Source organism: Cloacibacterium normanense, from assembly GCF_003860565.1.
In the GTDB taxonomy this organism is placed as follows: Bacteria; Bacteroidota; Bacteroidia; order Flavobacteriales; family Weeksellaceae; genus Cloacibacterium; species Cloacibacterium normanense.
Genome location: NZ_CP034157.1, coordinates 692,655 through 708,452, shown reverse-complemented (window position 1 = coordinate 708,452; position 15,798 = coordinate 692,655). Strand labels below are relative to the sequence as shown.

Sequence of the window (15,798 nt, the reverse complement as noted above, 5' to 3'; positions counted from 1 at the left end):
GTTAAATTAAAGTCACAAAAGCCATTCCTTTTGTGACTTTTTCATAATTTTGGCAAATGTTAAAGAAACTCGATCAATATATTATAAAAACCTTTTTCGGGCCGTTTCTATTTATTTTCAGCGTGCTGTTTTTCATCTTTATGGTGAATATTGTATGGATTCAGCTTTCGCAGTTTACAGGAAAAGGCTTAAGCAATTGGGAAATTGTAAAATTCTTGTTTTATCTGAGTGTAAACGTTGTCAAAATGGTATTACCACTCACGATTCTTTTGGCTTCCATTATGACTTTTGGAGATTTCGGGGAACGCTATGAACTCGCCGCCATGAAATCTGCGGGAATTTCCCTCACCAGAATTATGATGCCTTTATTTGCCATCGTTTCTTTACTTTCTATCATGCTTTTTGTGTTTTCGAATAATGTGATTCCAGATTTTCAGAGGAAGGCCAAAAACATGATGTACAATATTGCCGCTACAAAACCCGCCATCAACTTTACCGCGGGACAATTCATCAACTCATTGCCTGGAGCAACAGTAAAATTTGACAAAATTTATGGGGAAAACGGCGAACATTTAGAAGGCGTTTTTGTGCACAAAGTGGCCAATGCTTATGAAGACCAAAGAACTATCATTGCTAAAAAAGGTGAATTTACACCTGCTGCGAATAGAAATTATTTGAAATTGGTTTTATATGATGGCTATATTTTCGAAGATAATATTCAAGATAAAAATTATTTAGAACGACTGAAACAGCCTGGTCAATCGGTAAAATTTGATTCTCTGGTTCAGCATTTTGATGTGAGTGATGTCATCAACAAAGCCATAGAAGACGAAAAAATTACAGACGATTACCGTTTTCAAAATTATAAAGAGATTAATAAAACGATTGTAAAAGTTAAGAAAGAAAACGATTTTAGTTTTAATTCCATTAACTCTGAAATGGTAGGACAAACCAATAATTATGTGACTTACATCGACAAAATTAAAAATCCTGCCAAACCAACAGAACCTTTTGCGATAGAAAAATTAAAAGAAGATAAAAAACTAGAAGTTCTCTATCAAGCCTATACTAAAATTTCTTTTCTACAAAACGAAAAAAAGAATAAGGACACCCAAATCTTAGATATTGTAAAATATTACAATAAGATTATCATGTATCAGCAAGGGATTATTGCTTATTCCGTGACGTGTCTTATTTTCTTTATGATTGGCGCAAGTTTGGGTTCTATTATCAGAAAAGGAGGTGTAGGTTTACCTGTGGTGATTGCAATTATCATTTTTATTGTCTTCTATGTGATGAATTTGACCGTAGAAAATATTACATGGAAAGGAAAACTCAATCCTTATTTCGGAGCTTGGCTTTCTAATTTGGTTTTATTTCCTTTTGGCGTTTGGCTCACGTATAAAGCGCTTACCGATTCTCAAGTTTTCGATGTAGAAAAATACAAAGCACTGACCAAGCCTCTTTGGAGCAAGTTTGTGAAAGAAAGAGAGCATGAAAGGTATCAATAGGTCTAGATTCTAGATGTGAGATTCTAGATATGAGATTCTAGATATGAGATTCAAGATTTTATAATAAAAAAACTCCAGAAAATAGACTGCACCCAAAAGTTTAGACAAAATTAAACAATATTCTCAAAGGAAAGAGTTCGGTACTGTACCGGACTCTTTCCTTTGAGATTGAGTCTTATTCTATCATTGTTGTAATAGTGAATGTACTTCACTATTTCGATCTTAAGTTCCTGAATGGAACCAAACTTTCTGGTATAAAACATTTCTGATTTTATCGTTCCAAAAAAGTTTTCTATCACCGCATTGTCCAAACAGTTTCCTTTTCGGGACATACTTTGAATAATACCTTTTTCTTTTAACAAGTTTTGGTAATGTTTCATTTGATATTGCCAACCTTGATCAGAATGTAGAATGATGTTTTGTGTAGATTTTACTTTTCTGAATGATTTCTTTAGCATTCTGATGATTTGGCTAAACACAGGTCTTTCAGATAAGTCAAAACTGACAATTTCACCATTAAATAAATCGATGATTGGAGATAGGTAAAGTTTATTACCCGATACATTAAACTCTGTAACATCGGTTGCCCATTTCTGATTAGGAGTGTCCGATTTGAAATTCCTCTGTAGAACATTGGGCGCAATTTTCCCTTGCTCTCCCTTGTAAGATTTATATTTCTTCACTCGGATAATACTCTTTAATCCTAATGTTTTCATAAGTCGTAAAACAGTTTTGTGATTAATCAAAATTCCTTTTTCTTTCAAAAGCAAAGTAATTCTTCTATAGCCCAACCTTCCTTTGTGACGATGATAAATCTGATTAATCATTTCTTTTATTTCCGCATATTTATCTTTCATTTGAAAGCGTTTTTGATAGTAATAAAAACTGCTTCTTGCCATCGATGTACAATGCAGCAGTACTGCTAAATCAAAGTCCTGCCTTAACTCTTCGATGGCTTTGGATTTTTCCTTTCCTGAATTAAGGCGTCTAACTTTTTTAAAATGGCGTTCTCGGCTTCTAAATAATAAATCCTCTCCAACAGTTTTTCCTCCCTTGTTAAGGGTTTGCCTGTTTTCTTTTTTTTTCGCTTGTAATTACTCATGGTTTTAGGTCTTCCTCTGGGTCTGTTTTCTAAACCTAAAATACCATTTTTTTTGTAATTACGCTGCCAACTAAGAATACTGGACTCCGCAGGAATATTAAACCTTCTCGACGCTTCTTTTAAACTTAAATTCTCTTTCTCAATTACTGATAAAATCTTTAATTTAAAATCTTTTGTGTAATGCGTATTGGAAAGCCGAACAAGTCCTGAAACTCCATAAAGTTCATAAAATTTTATCCATTTACGAACCAAGGAACCACAAACTCCAATGCGTTTTCCTAAATCGTCTGTTCCAATGTCCCCTTTGTGATATCTCTTTATAGCTTTTAATTTAAAGTCTACTGAATATTTACTTTTTCCCATAAAAAATACCCCTAAAAAGTGTCTAACTTTTTGGGGGCAGTCCAAAATTCTGGAGTTTTTTGTTTTGCTTATGTTTATAGCATTAGATTTTGAAAATATCTGTTTCTTTTGCTTTAAGATGTTCGTCTGCTAATTTCACATACTTGTCTGTCAGTTCTTGGATTTTAGCTTCTGTATCTTTGATGATGTCTTCAGAAACGCCATCTAATTTTTTAAGTTCTTTCATACCATCTTGTCTAGCATTTCTGATGGTTACTTTGGTCTGCTCGGTTTCCGCTTTCGCTTGTTTTGCCAAATCTCTACGTCTTTCTTCAGTTAATGGCGGAACGTTTAGAATAATTGTATCTCCATTGTTAGAAGGCGCAAAACCAAGGTTAGAATTGATAATCGCTTTTTCAATGGCGTTAATCGCTGATCTATCCCATGGTTGAATAGAAATCGTCATCGCATCTGGAACAGATACATTCGCAACTTGATTGATAGGCGACATTGCTCCGTAATATTCTACCACAACATCTTGAACCATAGACGTAGAAGCTCTACCTGCTCTAATTTTTTGGAAAGCGTGATCAAGGTGCTTAATTGCAGCATCCATTTCTTGCTTTACCATATCCATAATCATGTTTAATTCTTCCATTGTATATTGAAAATTTGATAAGTTACACATTATATATTCACAAGAGTTCCTACTTCTTCGCCTAAGACTACTTTTAATAAATTCCCGTCTTTATTCATGTCAAAAACAATGATGGGTAAATTATTTTCTTTACTTAGGGTAAATGCAGTCATGTCCATTACTTTTAAATCTTTCTCAAAAACTTCGTCGTAAGAAAGCGAATTGAATTTTACTGCATCAGCATTTTTTTCTGGGTCAGAATCATAGATTCCATCTACTCTCGTTCCTTTCAGAATTACATCTGCACCTATTTCTATTGCTCTCAATGTAGCAGCAGTATCTGTCGTAAAATACGGGTTACCTGTTCCCGCTCCGAAAATCACCACTCTTCCTTTTTCCAAGTGTCTTACTGCTCTTCTTTTGATGAAAGGCTCTGCTACTTTGTCCATTTCGATGGCAGATTGCAATCTGGTTTTAATGCCTTGATCTTCTAATGCGCCTTGTAACGCCATCCCATTGATTACGGTAGCCAACATTCCCATATAATCACCTTGCACTCTATCCATACCTTTGGCTGCTCCTGCTACTCCACGGAAAATATTTCCTCCTCCTATTACAATTGCTAATTCTACGCCTGCATCTACTACTTTTTTAATTTCTTTAGCATATTCTACCAATCGATCGTTATCAATTCCGTATTGTCTGCTACCCATTAAAGCTTCTCCGCTTAATTTTAAAAGAACTCTTTTGTATTTCATTGTTATATTTTTATCAAAAATGGTGTCTCAAAAAGTATAGATTTGAGGCAAAAAATAAATTTACTGCAAATATAATGAATCGTAAAGAATTTCGTTAATAGAATTATGTTTTCACATTTAATTTTTGTTAAAGTGTAAAATAAATTATTTTTGCAAAGTTATAATTGAAATTTTGAAGAAACTATTTACCACATCTTTCTGTTTATTCGCATTATGGGCTTCTGCACAAACTGGAACCAAGGTTTATCCTTTTCTCAATGTTCCCGTTTCTGCCAGACAAGCTGTTTTAGGTGGTGATGCGGTTTCTGTACGTGATTATGACGTGAATTTTGCAGCCATCAATCCTGCTTTGATGAATCTAGACATGGACAATAGAATCGGGATTAATTACGGTTCTTACATTGCGGGTTCTCATTTAGGAAGCATTAATTACGTGAAAGATTTAACGGCAGGACATTTCATTTCCGTCAATGCTAGAGTTTTGGACTTCGGAAAAACCCCCAGAACTGATGAATTCGGGAATGTAAATGGCGAATTTTCTGCAATGGATGCTTCACTTGGCGTAGGTTATGCCTATCAGTTTGATGATGATTTCACGATTGGTGCCAATGTGAATTACCTGACTTCTAAAATCGACAATTATACTTCTTCTGCCATTTCTGCCAATGCTGGAGTGACTTATCACAACGAACAATCCAAAGAAACGGTAGCTTTGGTTTTCAGAAATTTTGGTTATCAAATCAAATCTTACAACGGAATCAAAGAACAATTGCCTTTCCGAGCAGATATCGGTTACACCAGAATTTTGCCAGAATTTCCTTTGGCTTACACCATTACTTATCATGATTTGCAACAATTCAATATTTCTCAATCGTATGATATTAATGGAAAAGAAGTTGGTTTTGGTAGAAAATTGATGGACCATCTTTCTGGCGGAATCGAATTGTTTCCTGAACAAGCCTTCAACATTAGAATGGGTTATAATGTAAAACGCGGAAACGAACTTGCGGTTCTGGACCAAAGAAATTTCTCTGGATTGAGTTTTGGTTTTGGAATCAAAATCTCTTCTTTTAAGTTTGATTATTCCCATGTTCGTTATCACAACGCCGACAATGTGAACCAAATTGGCTTAATGCTGGATTTGGTAGAACTTTCTGGGAATAGACGTTGATTATTTTAGATTTTAGAAAACGAATAGAAAGGAAACTTTTGTATATTTGGATTAAGTAAGTTCGCAAATTTGCCGAACTGTTATTTGAAATTTATTAAAAAATTATCGCTTACTTAAACAATAAATTTTACAGTTGAATCATTTTAGAACCGAAAGAAAAGCCATATACGATACAGCGAAATTTTTCACCGAATTTGGTTGGATTTTTCGAGAACAACCCGTAGTTGATTTAGGAGTTGATGCAATTGTAGAAACACCAATGGACGAAAATGGTAAAGTAAATATTTTCGGATTACAAATCAAAGGTGGAGAAAGCAATTTCCAACGGAAGAGAAACTTCTTGACATTTTATTTTTCAGAAAGACACTATCATTACTGGAACGCTATTATTGAAAATTATCCATTACTTATAATACTTCAAGAAAGTAGCTCAGATAAAATTTACTGGCAGGAATACAATAATAAGTTCATTACAAAAACTACTAAAAATTGGAAGCTAGATATTCCTCTTGAAAATATTTTGAATGAAGAATCAAAAGGAATAATAGCAAATACATTATTCAATTTTCAAAATAATGAGCGACTAAATATTACTAATTTACCTTCTTTAAAAAAAAGTCACGATGAACTAACAATAAATTATAGTAAATCTCACGAAAAAGCAGACTCAATTCATATAAACATTTGTTATGGAAAGAATACTATAGAACTCAATTTATTTTATAAACCAAAAAAAAATGAATGGGATGAAGAAGAATCATTCTTGAACTGGGAATCCCAATATTATTATTCACTACTTGAATTTAAAAGATATATTCATTCCCGGTTTGAAAAAATGAACAAAAGTGCTAGGTCTTTTGATAAGTTAGTTACAGAAGTCAAGTCTATCGTTAATAATAATATTGAAAACGTTCAAGAATTTATCTTTGACTATAGAAATAGCGGTAATGATGTCCCTAATTATTCGGCCTTTTTAAAAGCATTTGAATTACATAGCAACCTTTCAAGAAAACAATATGAAGCACAAGCATTAGATCATATTATATACATTAAAACTAAAGAGGGAGCCTTTGAGATAAGTTGTTATCAAAGTCTAACTGAGTATTTAAAATACTATATTGAAAATAATAGTTATAATGAAATATATACAGAAACAGATGAGTATATTTGGTCTGAAATTTATGTAGATGCTGGTATAAAGAAATCTAAATTCATTCCAGTAATGCAAAACGAATTAGAAGAATATTGGAGATCTTTATATAAAAGAATTAAAGAAGAAATTGGAAGAACCAATCATTTAGATGAAAGTAAAGATAAATCTTGGAGAATGTTTAAGACATTTATTAATCTATATGATGAATCTGAAAGTATAATTGAATTAGCCTATGATTTTGACGAAATGGTCTTATATCCAATTGCTGTTATTTCAATGATGAAAATATTCAATGCTCATGTTTGTTATTTAGAATATTGTGAATTAGAATTTGACGCCGGGAAAGAATGGGAAAGTATTAGCCTTGATGATGAAGATTGTAATGCTCCAATTTTTCACATTAGATCATCTGTTATTTAAAGCGCGGAACGGCCATAACTATTCCACCATTCCCATTTTTCAAAAAATAATTTTCTAAAACATAAAATTTTAACTTCGTTTAAGTATTTTTAAGCGAGGTTTGTTTTTTCATAACCAAAACTTTGAAATGCGAATAGAAATTTGCTGAGTTAAATTTGTAAATATTACCAATTTTTGGTAATTTTGAATTAATTAATTTAAAAATTAAGAAAAATGGGACGTAACACCTCTGTTTCTTTGGGAAATTATTTTGAGGAATTTGTTGACTCAAAAGTTGCTCAAGGAAGATATAAAAACGCAAGCGAAGTCATTCGTGCTGGATTAAGATTATTAGAAGAAGAAGAACATAAAGTTCAAATTCTTAAAGATGCAATTCGTGAAGGAATTGAAAGCGGAATTGCAAAAGATTTTAATCCTAAAACTCATTTAGAATCACTTAAAGCCAAAATGAAAAATAATGGCTAAATATTTCTTTACGAATAAGGCAGTAGAAGATCTTTCTAAAATTTATGAATATACTTTTGAATTTTGGTCTGAAAATCAAGCTGACCAATATTACAACGAAATCATTCATTATTGTGAGATGATTTCTGAAAACCCGAATATTGGAAAGAAATACCCAGAAATTGATTCAGAAATATTTGGATTTTTAGCTCATAAACATATTATTTTCTATCGTATTCTGAACCTTCAAGAAATTGAAATCGAGAGAATTCTGGGAGCTGAAATGGATTTGAAAAATAGATTAAAAGATTAGAATTACACCTAACAAAAACCGCCGAATGAACTTAGAATTAAATCAAACATCTGAATCTATATTTAGGAAAAATAAAGTTTACTGGAAGTCAAGATGGAAAAAATCTTTTACAAATATCCAATTATTGTTTTTCTGTATAGTACTTATAATTATTACTTGTCTTCAACAACTTCTATTTTTCTATCCAGAATTTGAAAAATCTTCACGATTTAATCAGAATACAATTTACGTTCTATTAACAATTTCAATAATAATTCTTTTTTATATTGGAAATCATTATTTTAAATATAGAAGTCAGAAAAAAATATATTTTGAAAATATTGAGAAATTAAAATCAAGCAAAATTAGCATTAATGATGATTTTTTAAATTTTAAAACTGATTTGACTGAAACTACTGTAAATTGGAACGCAATTAAAAGTTTTCACTATTTAGATGATTGCCTTTTCTTTCACAATTTAACATAAAAGACTCTTATGAATATCTCCTTGACTTAAAACCAATGAAAGAAATCGAGAAAAATGAATTGATTAATTTTGTTATGAAAAATGTGCAAAAAAAATAACACTACATCTAACATAAGTAAACATTCCACAACTCATTAAAAAAAACTTCCCAAAAACATAAATCCCAACTCTTTTATTCTTCTCTAAATACAGAAACCAGATAAAAGGTTTTTCTTTTAGTAATTTTCAAATTCAAAAAACTTTAACGAAATTTGTAGCATGAACAAAAAACCAGTTATTGCTATTGACGGATTTTCATCTACCGGAAAAAGTTCTATTTCTAAAAAAATAGCAAAAAAATTAGATCTTATTCACATAGATACAGGTGCACTCTATCGCGGAATTACTTTCTTTGCATTAGAAAACTGCCTTAATGACAGCCAAGAAATAGACATAAAGTCACTCTTTGAAAAATTTGACCAAATTCATTTGGAATTTATTTTAAATAATGGCGTTTTAGAGCTTTTCCTCAATGGCAAAAACATTGATAAAGAAATTCGTGAACCTAGAGTTTCTGACCATGTAAGCCTCGTTGCAAAACAGGCAGAAGTGAGAGCTTTTTTACTTGATTTTCAACGAAATTTAGCTCAAAAAGGTGGTGTAATTATGGACGGAAGAGACATAGGAACCGTTATTTTGCCTAATGCAGATTATAAATTTTTCATCACCGCCAGTCCAGAAGAAAGAGCCAAAAGAAGACATCTAGAACTGCAACATTCTGGCGTAGATATTTCTAGAGAAGAAGTTTACGAAAACCTAAAAACCAGAGATAAAATCGATAGCGAAAGAGCGGTAGCTCCACTAAAAAAAGCAGATGACGCCATCTTGATAGACAATACTTTACTGAACAAAGAAGAAACCATAGCATTGATTCTATCACATATTTCGAAATAATAAATAGAATCTATTCATACAATTTTAACATAAATTTGTGAAAATTTTCCTTATATTTGGTATAGAAGTTGTGAGAATGAAGAGGTAAACGAAAATAAATTATTAACACTAAATTATTACAAAATGGGAAAAGGTAAAAATACAGCAGGAATTATTGCAGGACTTTTAGCAGGTGCTGCAGTAGGTGTAGTTCTAGGAATGCTTTACGCTCCAGAAGAAGGTAAAGAAACCAGAAAAAAACTAAAAGCTAAAGCGAATGATTTGAAAGATCAAGCTTTAGACGAATACGATAAAGTATCTGAAAAAGTAAAGTCGGAATACGGAAATCTATCTGACAAGGCAAAAGAAAATTTAGATAAAGTAGTTTCTAGCGTAAAAGATAGCTACGAAAAATACAAACATACCGCAGCCAATAAAGCTTCGGGAGTAGTAAAAGAAGTAGAAACAGAGCTAGATGCTTTAAAATAATCTATAAAGTTTTTATAAAATTTTATAAAGGAACTTATCATAAAAGTTCCTTTTTTTGTACCTTTAAACAAAGAAATTTGCCATGATAGACCTCATCAAAGATTACGCAGAAAAAAAAATAGAACTCGTAAAGCTAGATGCTACCGAGAAATCTCTTAAAATTATTGGAGTTTCAGTACCTGTAATGATTATCTCTGTTCTTGCCATTTTCTTTATCTTTTTGTTAAACGTGAGTTTAGGTTTATTCTTAGGAAATTGGCTCCACAACTTTGCTTATGGCTTCCTCATTCTTGCAGGATTCTATTTATTGCTCATTTTATTGGTCTTTTTAATGAGAAATTACATTAAAAAAATCATTACCAACAAGGCCATAGAAATGCTGTTTAACGATTAAAATTCCATGACATGAAAAACTTAGAAGACTTAAGAAAACGCAAGGAAACTTTAAGAAAAGAAATTGCCGAGTTAGAAGATATCGCAGCATTTAAAAATCCTAAAGAAAGTTTAAGTGCCATCACTCATGGATTCACCGACCAATTTTTAGTCGATAAGACAGACGAAAACGGAGAACACCGATTAAAACTAAAACCCGCAGAAATTCTAAGTTTTGCAACAGGTGGCGTTTCCGAAAATTATATTAAAACAAAAGTTAACCAATACGGCGAAGAAAAAATAGGTATCAATACTCAAAACGTTGTAGGAAGCATCGCCGAAAATGCCATCAAAATAGGATTGGCAGCCGTAGTGACCAATTTTGCGAAGAAAAACCTCTATCATACCAGTTGGAAGAAAAAATTAATCGGCATTGCGCTTATTTATTTGGCTCCCTTTGTTTTAAAATTTTTAAGAGAAAAATTAGAAGAATACGAAGAACGTGAAGTTTTAAAAAGCCTAGAAGAAATTTTATAATATGGAAAAGGAATTTGTAGATTTCAGCAGTACAATACAACATTCATGGGAAAATTTCCTTGGTCAATTGCCTGCAATTTTGTTGGCAATTTTGGTTTTTATTGCGGGAATTTTCGCCATTAAACTATTTTCAAAAGTTGTTACTAAATTCATAGACGAAAAATCAAAAGATTCTATCGTAACAGATTTCTTGGTGAATATCGTTTCTTTTATCCTTACCATCTTTCTGATTATTGTTTGTTTGGGGATTTTGGGCTACGGAAACATTACCGATAAAATTCTGGCAGGAACTGCGCTCACCACTTTTATTGTAGGTTTTGCCTTAAAAGATATTGGCGAAAATTTCTTGGCAGGTATTCTTATGGCGTTTAGAAGACCTTTTAGAATAGGCGATTTAATCGAAGTACAAGGCATGAGAGGCAGAGTTAAAAAAATGTCGCTCAGAGAAACCAATATTAAAACTCTTGACGGAAAAGATGTTTTCATTCCCAATTCTATTATTCTTAAAAATCCACTTGAAAATTTCACGTACAACCAACTTTTGAGAAGTGAATTCTTCATTAATGTAGATTATTCCGAAGATTTAGAAAAAGTGATGAAGGATATTTTGTACATCATCAATTCGTTTGAAGAAGTAGAGAAAAATCCTCATGCAAGTGTTTATGTACAGGAAATAGATGGCGAAAAAATAAAATTGCGTGGTGCTTATTGGTTCAAAACGACTGATGTAAACGCGCCCGGAAACAGTTTAAAATCTGAAATTTTGTTCAAAGTTATTCATTACATCAAAAAACAAGATATTAAAATCGAGGAAAATTCCCCCAATCCTGATGATGAACGAAAAACAGTAAAAGAATAATTTTTACTTCAAAAAACGCAGTTTTTCTTGGAGACAAGTGAATTTTACCGGTGCATAACCGATGAATTCTCCGTCCATATCAATGGTTAAAGCTAGACCATCTGCATTTTCAATGAAAACTTCCTGAGCCGAAGTATAAGAAACTTGTGGATGATTGATTTTTTTGCATTTTTTAGCCGTTCCAATATTTTTGAAGTAATCTAACAAGCTGATGTCTCCCACATTGGTAATAGCAAATTCGCCATCAGAAATCTCTGCATGAGGCGCAATTCCTATAGCATTCCCAAAATATTTGGCATTGGCTACTACATAATTCAGCACTTTTCCTTGCCACGTAAAATCTTTGGCGGTGACCTTGATGGTCTTCTTTTTGTACATTAAAAAAGTAGAAATAATGGCGATGAAATAATTCACATCGCCCGGAAAAACCAAAGGCAATCTTTCTTTACTGATGACTACTTCTCCCCCAATTCCTACATCTGAAACATTGATGAAAAAACGTTCTGCTTTTTGTTTTTCTCGGTTCAAAAATTCCGCAAAACCCACATCTACAAGCGCAGAGGAATCTTTTGCAATAAGCGATTGCAATTCGTCAATGGTTGTATAACCTAGATTTTTGATAAAATCGTTACCACTTCCTGATGGTAAAATTCCAATTTTTATCTGAGAAATCCTTTCCCAATCATAGCCATTTTCTGTACGAAACGCTTCTATTAAGCCATTCACAATCTCATTCAGTGTTCCATCTCCACCTACTGCTATAAAATGGGTAAAACCTTCTTCCACCGCTCTTTTTGGCAAGGTTAAAAAATGCCCAGAATATTCTGAAATAAAAAACTGATAGTCTTGATTGAGAAAATGATGCTGAATGTCGATTTCAATTTTCTTGAAATGCCTAATCGTAGGATTGATGAAAAAGGCGATTTTTGGCATTAAAAGAGGTAAAGGTTGAGGTAAAGGTTGACATAAAATTAGCTTTTAAAGATAAACATTTTTCTCAAAACTAATTTCTAAATCCTAATCCCTCATTTCTAAATTTTAGAAAAAATCTGCCCTAGAATGATTCCTGTCGCCATCGAAACATTGAGGCTTTCGGTAGATTGTTTTTGTCCGAATCGTGGAATGGTAATGTTTTGGGAAACCAATTTTTCAACTTCTGGTCGCATTCCGTTTCCTTCATTGCCTAATATAAGATTGAATTTCTCAGGAAAATCAAAGTGATAAATATTTTCGCCCACCATGTCTGTACCGATATTTACTGCGTCTGTTTTCGCCAAATATTCTGTTAAATCGGTATATACCACATTGATTCTAGCAAAAGAACCTTTGGTCGACTGAATCACTTTTGGATTGTACACATCTACAGTGTCTTGACTGCAAATCACCTGCTCAATTCCGAACCAATCTGCCAATCTGATGATGGTTCCCAGATTTCCCGGGTCTTGAATTCCGTCTAAAATAATCTGTATTTTCTGTTGCTCTAGCATTTCAGGAGAAGGCAATTCTACTACCGCTACAGAATCTTTTGGTGTTTGCAGAAAACTAATTTTCTTCAGTTCACGTTCTGTAATAGGATGAATTTCTGTTTCGGGAAAGGATAAATCTTCGGGTTGAATAGAAAAAATTTCTTGAATTTTGTAAGAAGAATGTTTCAACTCTTGGATTATTTTGTTACCTTCAACCAAAAACAAATTGTATTTTTGTCTGAACTTCTTTTTGTCCAGAGACTGAAAAACTTTTATTTTATGAGCAGTAAGCATTTTTTTAAATATTTTCAAAAATACCACATATTTTTATCTTTTGCAATCCTGGTTTGGTTTCTTTACGCTTGTAACAGTACCAAGAAAGTTCCGAATGGTGAGTATTTATTGACCAAAAATAATTTTGAATATGTAGACCGAAAAGATTTCGATGAAGAAATCCCGAATTTTGTCAGTCAAAAACCCAATAAAAAAGACCTCTATTTGTTCCCTACTCGTTTATGGATTTATAACATGGCGAATGCGAAATATGACAGCATTCTAAACGAGTATCAAACGTTTCCGAGACAAATGAGAAATCAAAAACTCAGAGATTCTCTTTATGTGAAATACAATCATCCAGAATTGAAGGGCAATAGTTTGTTTTGGAACAGAGTTTGGCATTCTTTAGGAAAACCACCTATTATTTTAGAGCAAGGAAAAACCGAAACCAGTGCCAATTCTATTAAAAAATTCTTGGTGTATAAAGGATTCTGGGACGCTCATGTCGATTTTTCTCATAAACTAGATTCTGCAGCAAAAAAAGCACAAGCCAATTACAAAATCACGTACAAAGATCCTACTTATATCAACGGATATTACTACAATATTCCCTACGAAAACATCCGAAATATTTACGAACAAAAAATTACAGAATCTAAAGTAAAATCTGGAGCTATTCTAGACCAAGAAAAATTAGAAGACGAGGTCAAAAGAATTACCGAACTCATGCAAGAAAAAGGTTATTATAGCTTCAATAGAGATGGTGGAGAAATTTATTTTACGGCAGACACTTTGCAAAGCAGAAAGCAAGTTCCACTCACCATGGATATTTTGAAAGACACGCTAAAAACACCTTATAAACAGTATACTATAGGTAACGTAGAAATTCAATATTTAGAAAAACTTACCGACACTGCCAATGTAGACGTAAAAGAATACGAAAATGCCATCATCAAAAGAATAGATGACCAATACAAGGTTAAAGCACTTTGGAGACCTATTACGCTTAAAAAAGGTGAAATTTACAACCAAAAAAATCTAGACCTTACCAAAAGAAATTTCCTAGCGCTTAATAATTTCAGCATTGCCAGTTATAAAGCTTCTCCAGACAAATACAGCAATCCGAATGATACAATTATCAATGTAAAATACAAACTCATTCCGTTACCGAAATACAATTTTAAAACGGCGCTCGATTTACATTATTCTCAAATTTTGAATCTTGGCTTTTCGCCATCAGCAGAATTAACGGCGAGAAATATTTTTGGTGGCGCCGAAAACTTTACGGGAAGTGTTTCTGGAACTTTTGGTACCGTTTTCGATGAAAAAAATCCTAATGCGTTGTTTAACGCTTCTGAATATTCCCTTCAATTTGGGTTGAATTTCCCAAGATTGCTCTTGCCTTTTAACACCGAAAAATTCGTCCCAAACAAATATTCGCCTGTTTCTACAGTGAATTTAGGTGCTTCTGTACAGAATAATATTGGAATGGACAGAATCAACGTGAACGCTGGATTGAATTATTTTATCACGGTGAATGAAGTGATTTCTCATCGATTATCTGTTTTTAACACTCAGTTTTCATTTACTCGAAATAAGGATAAATATTATGATTTATTCAAAACGGAAGGAGATATTAAAGACGGAATTTTTAATCTCTATGATATCTATAATCCAGGTGCTATTAATTTAGACACTGAAGCCAAATCTAGATTATTGCTTAATGATACAGGTTTTGCGAATAGTCTTTCGCCAACTGGTTTAGATTTATTGCTCAATTTCAGACAGTCTACCATTAAAAAAGACCGATTAACTCAAGACGTTCTCATCAATTCTTTGGCTTACAATTATATCTATAATGAAATCGGGAAAAAAGGCTATCAAAACCCATTCTTTTTGGATGCTAAAGTAGAATTGGCTGGGAATTTATTGAGTATTTTCAGTAAAAACAATACGGATTCTGGGGTTTTAACGAATAGCAAAACCATTTTCGGCATTCCGATTTCTCAGTTTGTGAAATTCGATATTGATGCGAGAAAATATTTCACTTTCAAAAACAAATCACAGTTTATTGTAAGACAATTTATTGGTGTAGGGATTCCTTATGGAAATTCTAGCAACATGCCATTTATCCGTTCGTATTTCAATGGCGGAAGTAATGACATCAGAGCTTGGATTGCTTTTGGAGGATTAGGTCCTGCCGATACACAAATCGACCAAAAAGTGAGAGCTTATATGATGGATAACGTAAAATTGACCACCAACATAGAATACAGATATCCATTTAATGAAATGTTTGAAGGAGCCGTTTTTGCAGATGCTGGAAACATTTGGAGCACCAAAGATTCAGGAATTGGCGATGAATTTAAGTTCAATAAATTTATTTCTCAAATGGGATTGGGTTCTGGTTTCGGTCTGAGAATGCATGTAGCCTACATTACCGTAAGAATAGATTTAGCCTACAAATTACACGACCCAAATCAGCCAAAAGGCGAAAGATGGGTATTTGACAAAATAAAACCATTTAAGCCAACTTTCAACTTCTCGATTGGTTATCCTTTCTAAAAAAA

General features: G+C 32.7%; 16 protein-coding genes. 11 read left to right on the top strand and 5 right to left on the bottom strand.

Annotation, left to right across the window (positions count from 1 at the left end):
- Positions 1-56 precede the first annotated feature (56 nt).
- Positions 57-1,511, top strand: coding sequence for an LptF/LptG family permease (locus EB819_RS03345; protein WP_069796489.1), 1,455 nt, complete (start codon positions 57-59; stop codon positions 1,509-1,511).
- A 110-nt stretch (positions 1,512-1,621) separates the two neighbouring features.
- Here EB819_RS03345 and EB819_RS13000 read toward each other — a convergent pair.
- From EB819_RS13000 to pyrH, 3 genes are all read right to left on the bottom strand, one after another.
- Positions 1,622-2,976 (bottom strand): IS3 family transposase gene (locus tag EB819_RS13000; RefSeq protein ID WP_394337960.1). Its coding sequence is split into 2 segments (ribosomal slippage): positions 1,622-2,502 and positions 2,502-2,976, totalling 1,356 coding nucleotides; the frame shifts between segments, so codons are not numbered across the junction.
- An 82-nt stretch (positions 2,977-3,058) separates the two neighbouring features.
- Entirely contained in the window at positions 3,059-3,613 is a 555-nt protein-coding gene (gene frr / locus EB819_RS03330; RefSeq protein ID WP_069796893.1) for a ribosome recycling factor, read from the bottom strand.
- A 29-nt stretch (positions 3,614-3,642) separates the two neighbouring features.
- Complete coding sequence (gene pyrH, locus EB819_RS03325; RefSeq protein WP_069796895.1) at positions 3,643-4,350, bottom strand: UMP kinase; 708 nt, start codon at positions 4,348-4,350, stop codon at positions 3,643-3,645.
- A gap of 172 nt (positions 4,351-4,522) precedes the next feature.
- Here pyrH and porQ point away from each other — a divergent pair, with 172 nt between their 5' ends.
- From porQ to EB819_RS03280, 9 genes are all read left to right on the top strand, one after another.
- Positions 4,523-5,521, top strand: coding sequence for a type IX secretion system protein PorQ (gene porQ / locus EB819_RS03320; protein WP_069796896.1), 999 nt, complete (start codon positions 4,523-4,525; stop codon positions 5,519-5,521).
- A 133-nt stretch (positions 5,522-5,654) separates the two neighbouring features.
- On the top strand, positions 5,655-7,094 hold the full coding sequence (locus EB819_RS03315) for a DUF4365 domain-containing protein (RefSeq protein ID WP_069796898.1): 1,440 nt from the start codon (positions 5,655-5,657) through the stop codon (positions 7,092-7,094).
- A gap of 213 nt (positions 7,095-7,307) precedes the next feature.
- Positions 7,308-7,559: a type II toxin-antitoxin system ParD family antitoxin gene (locus tag EB819_RS03310; protein ID WP_069796900.1), complete on the top strand. Its 252-nt coding sequence runs from the start codon at positions 7,308-7,310 to the stop codon at positions 7,557-7,559.
- Positions 7,552-7,851 carry a type II toxin-antitoxin system RelE/ParE family toxin gene (locus EB819_RS03305; RefSeq protein WP_069796902.1) on the top strand — a complete coding sequence of 100 codons (300 nt, stop codon included), beginning with the start codon at positions 7,552-7,554 and terminating at the stop codon, positions 7,849-7,851. The genes EB819_RS03310 and EB819_RS03305 overlap by 8 nt, the downstream gene beginning before the upstream one ends.
- 724 nt (positions 7,852-8,575) lie before the next feature.
- The gene (gene cmk / locus EB819_RS03300; protein ID WP_069796906.1) at positions 8,576-9,250 is read left to right on the top strand and encodes a (d)CMP kinase; all 675 of its coding nucleotides are present in this window, start codon (positions 8,576-8,578) and stop codon (positions 9,248-9,250) included.
- 123 nt (positions 9,251-9,373) lie between these two features.
- On the top strand, positions 9,374-9,718 hold the full coding sequence (locus EB819_RS03295) for a YtxH domain-containing protein (RefSeq protein ID WP_069796908.1): 345 nt from the start codon (positions 9,374-9,376) through the stop codon (positions 9,716-9,718).
- An 82-nt stretch (positions 9,719-9,800) separates the two neighbouring features.
- A complete protein-coding gene (locus tag EB819_RS03290) occupies positions 9,801-10,112 on the top strand; it encodes a phage holin family protein (protein WP_069796910.1) in 312 nt (103 codons plus the stop codon).
- 11 nt (positions 10,113-10,123) lie between these two features.
- A complete protein-coding gene (locus EB819_RS03285) occupies positions 10,124-10,627 on the top strand; it encodes a hypothetical protein (protein WP_069796912.1) in 504 nt (167 codons plus the stop codon).
- 1 nt (position 10,628) lies between these two features.
- Positions 10,629-11,486, top strand: coding sequence for a mechanosensitive ion channel family protein (locus tag EB819_RS03280; protein ID WP_069796913.1), 858 nt, complete (start codon positions 10,629-10,631; stop codon positions 11,484-11,486).
- Positions 11,487-11,489: 3 nt separating this feature from the next.
- Here the strand turns inward: EB819_RS03280 and EB819_RS03275 are convergent, their stop codons facing one another.
- Positions 11,490-12,419, bottom strand: coding sequence for a diacylglycerol/lipid kinase family protein (locus tag EB819_RS03275; protein WP_069796915.1), 930 nt, complete (start codon positions 12,417-12,419; stop codon positions 11,490-11,492).
- A gap of 98 nt (positions 12,420-12,517) precedes the next feature.
- The gene (locus EB819_RS03270; RefSeq protein ID WP_069796918.1) at positions 12,518-13,246 is read right to left on the bottom strand and encodes a TrmH family RNA methyltransferase; all 729 of its coding nucleotides are present in this window, start codon (positions 13,244-13,246) and stop codon (positions 12,518-12,520) included.
- Between EB819_RS03270 and tamL the strand changes: the two genes are divergently transcribed.
- Positions 13,232-15,793, top strand: coding sequence for a translocation and assembly module lipoprotein TamL (gene tamL, locus EB819_RS03265; protein WP_069796920.1), 2,562 nt, complete (start codon positions 13,232-13,234; stop codon positions 15,791-15,793). The genes EB819_RS03270 and tamL overlap by 15 nt on opposite strands.
- Positions 15,794-15,798: the final 5 nt, after the last annotated feature.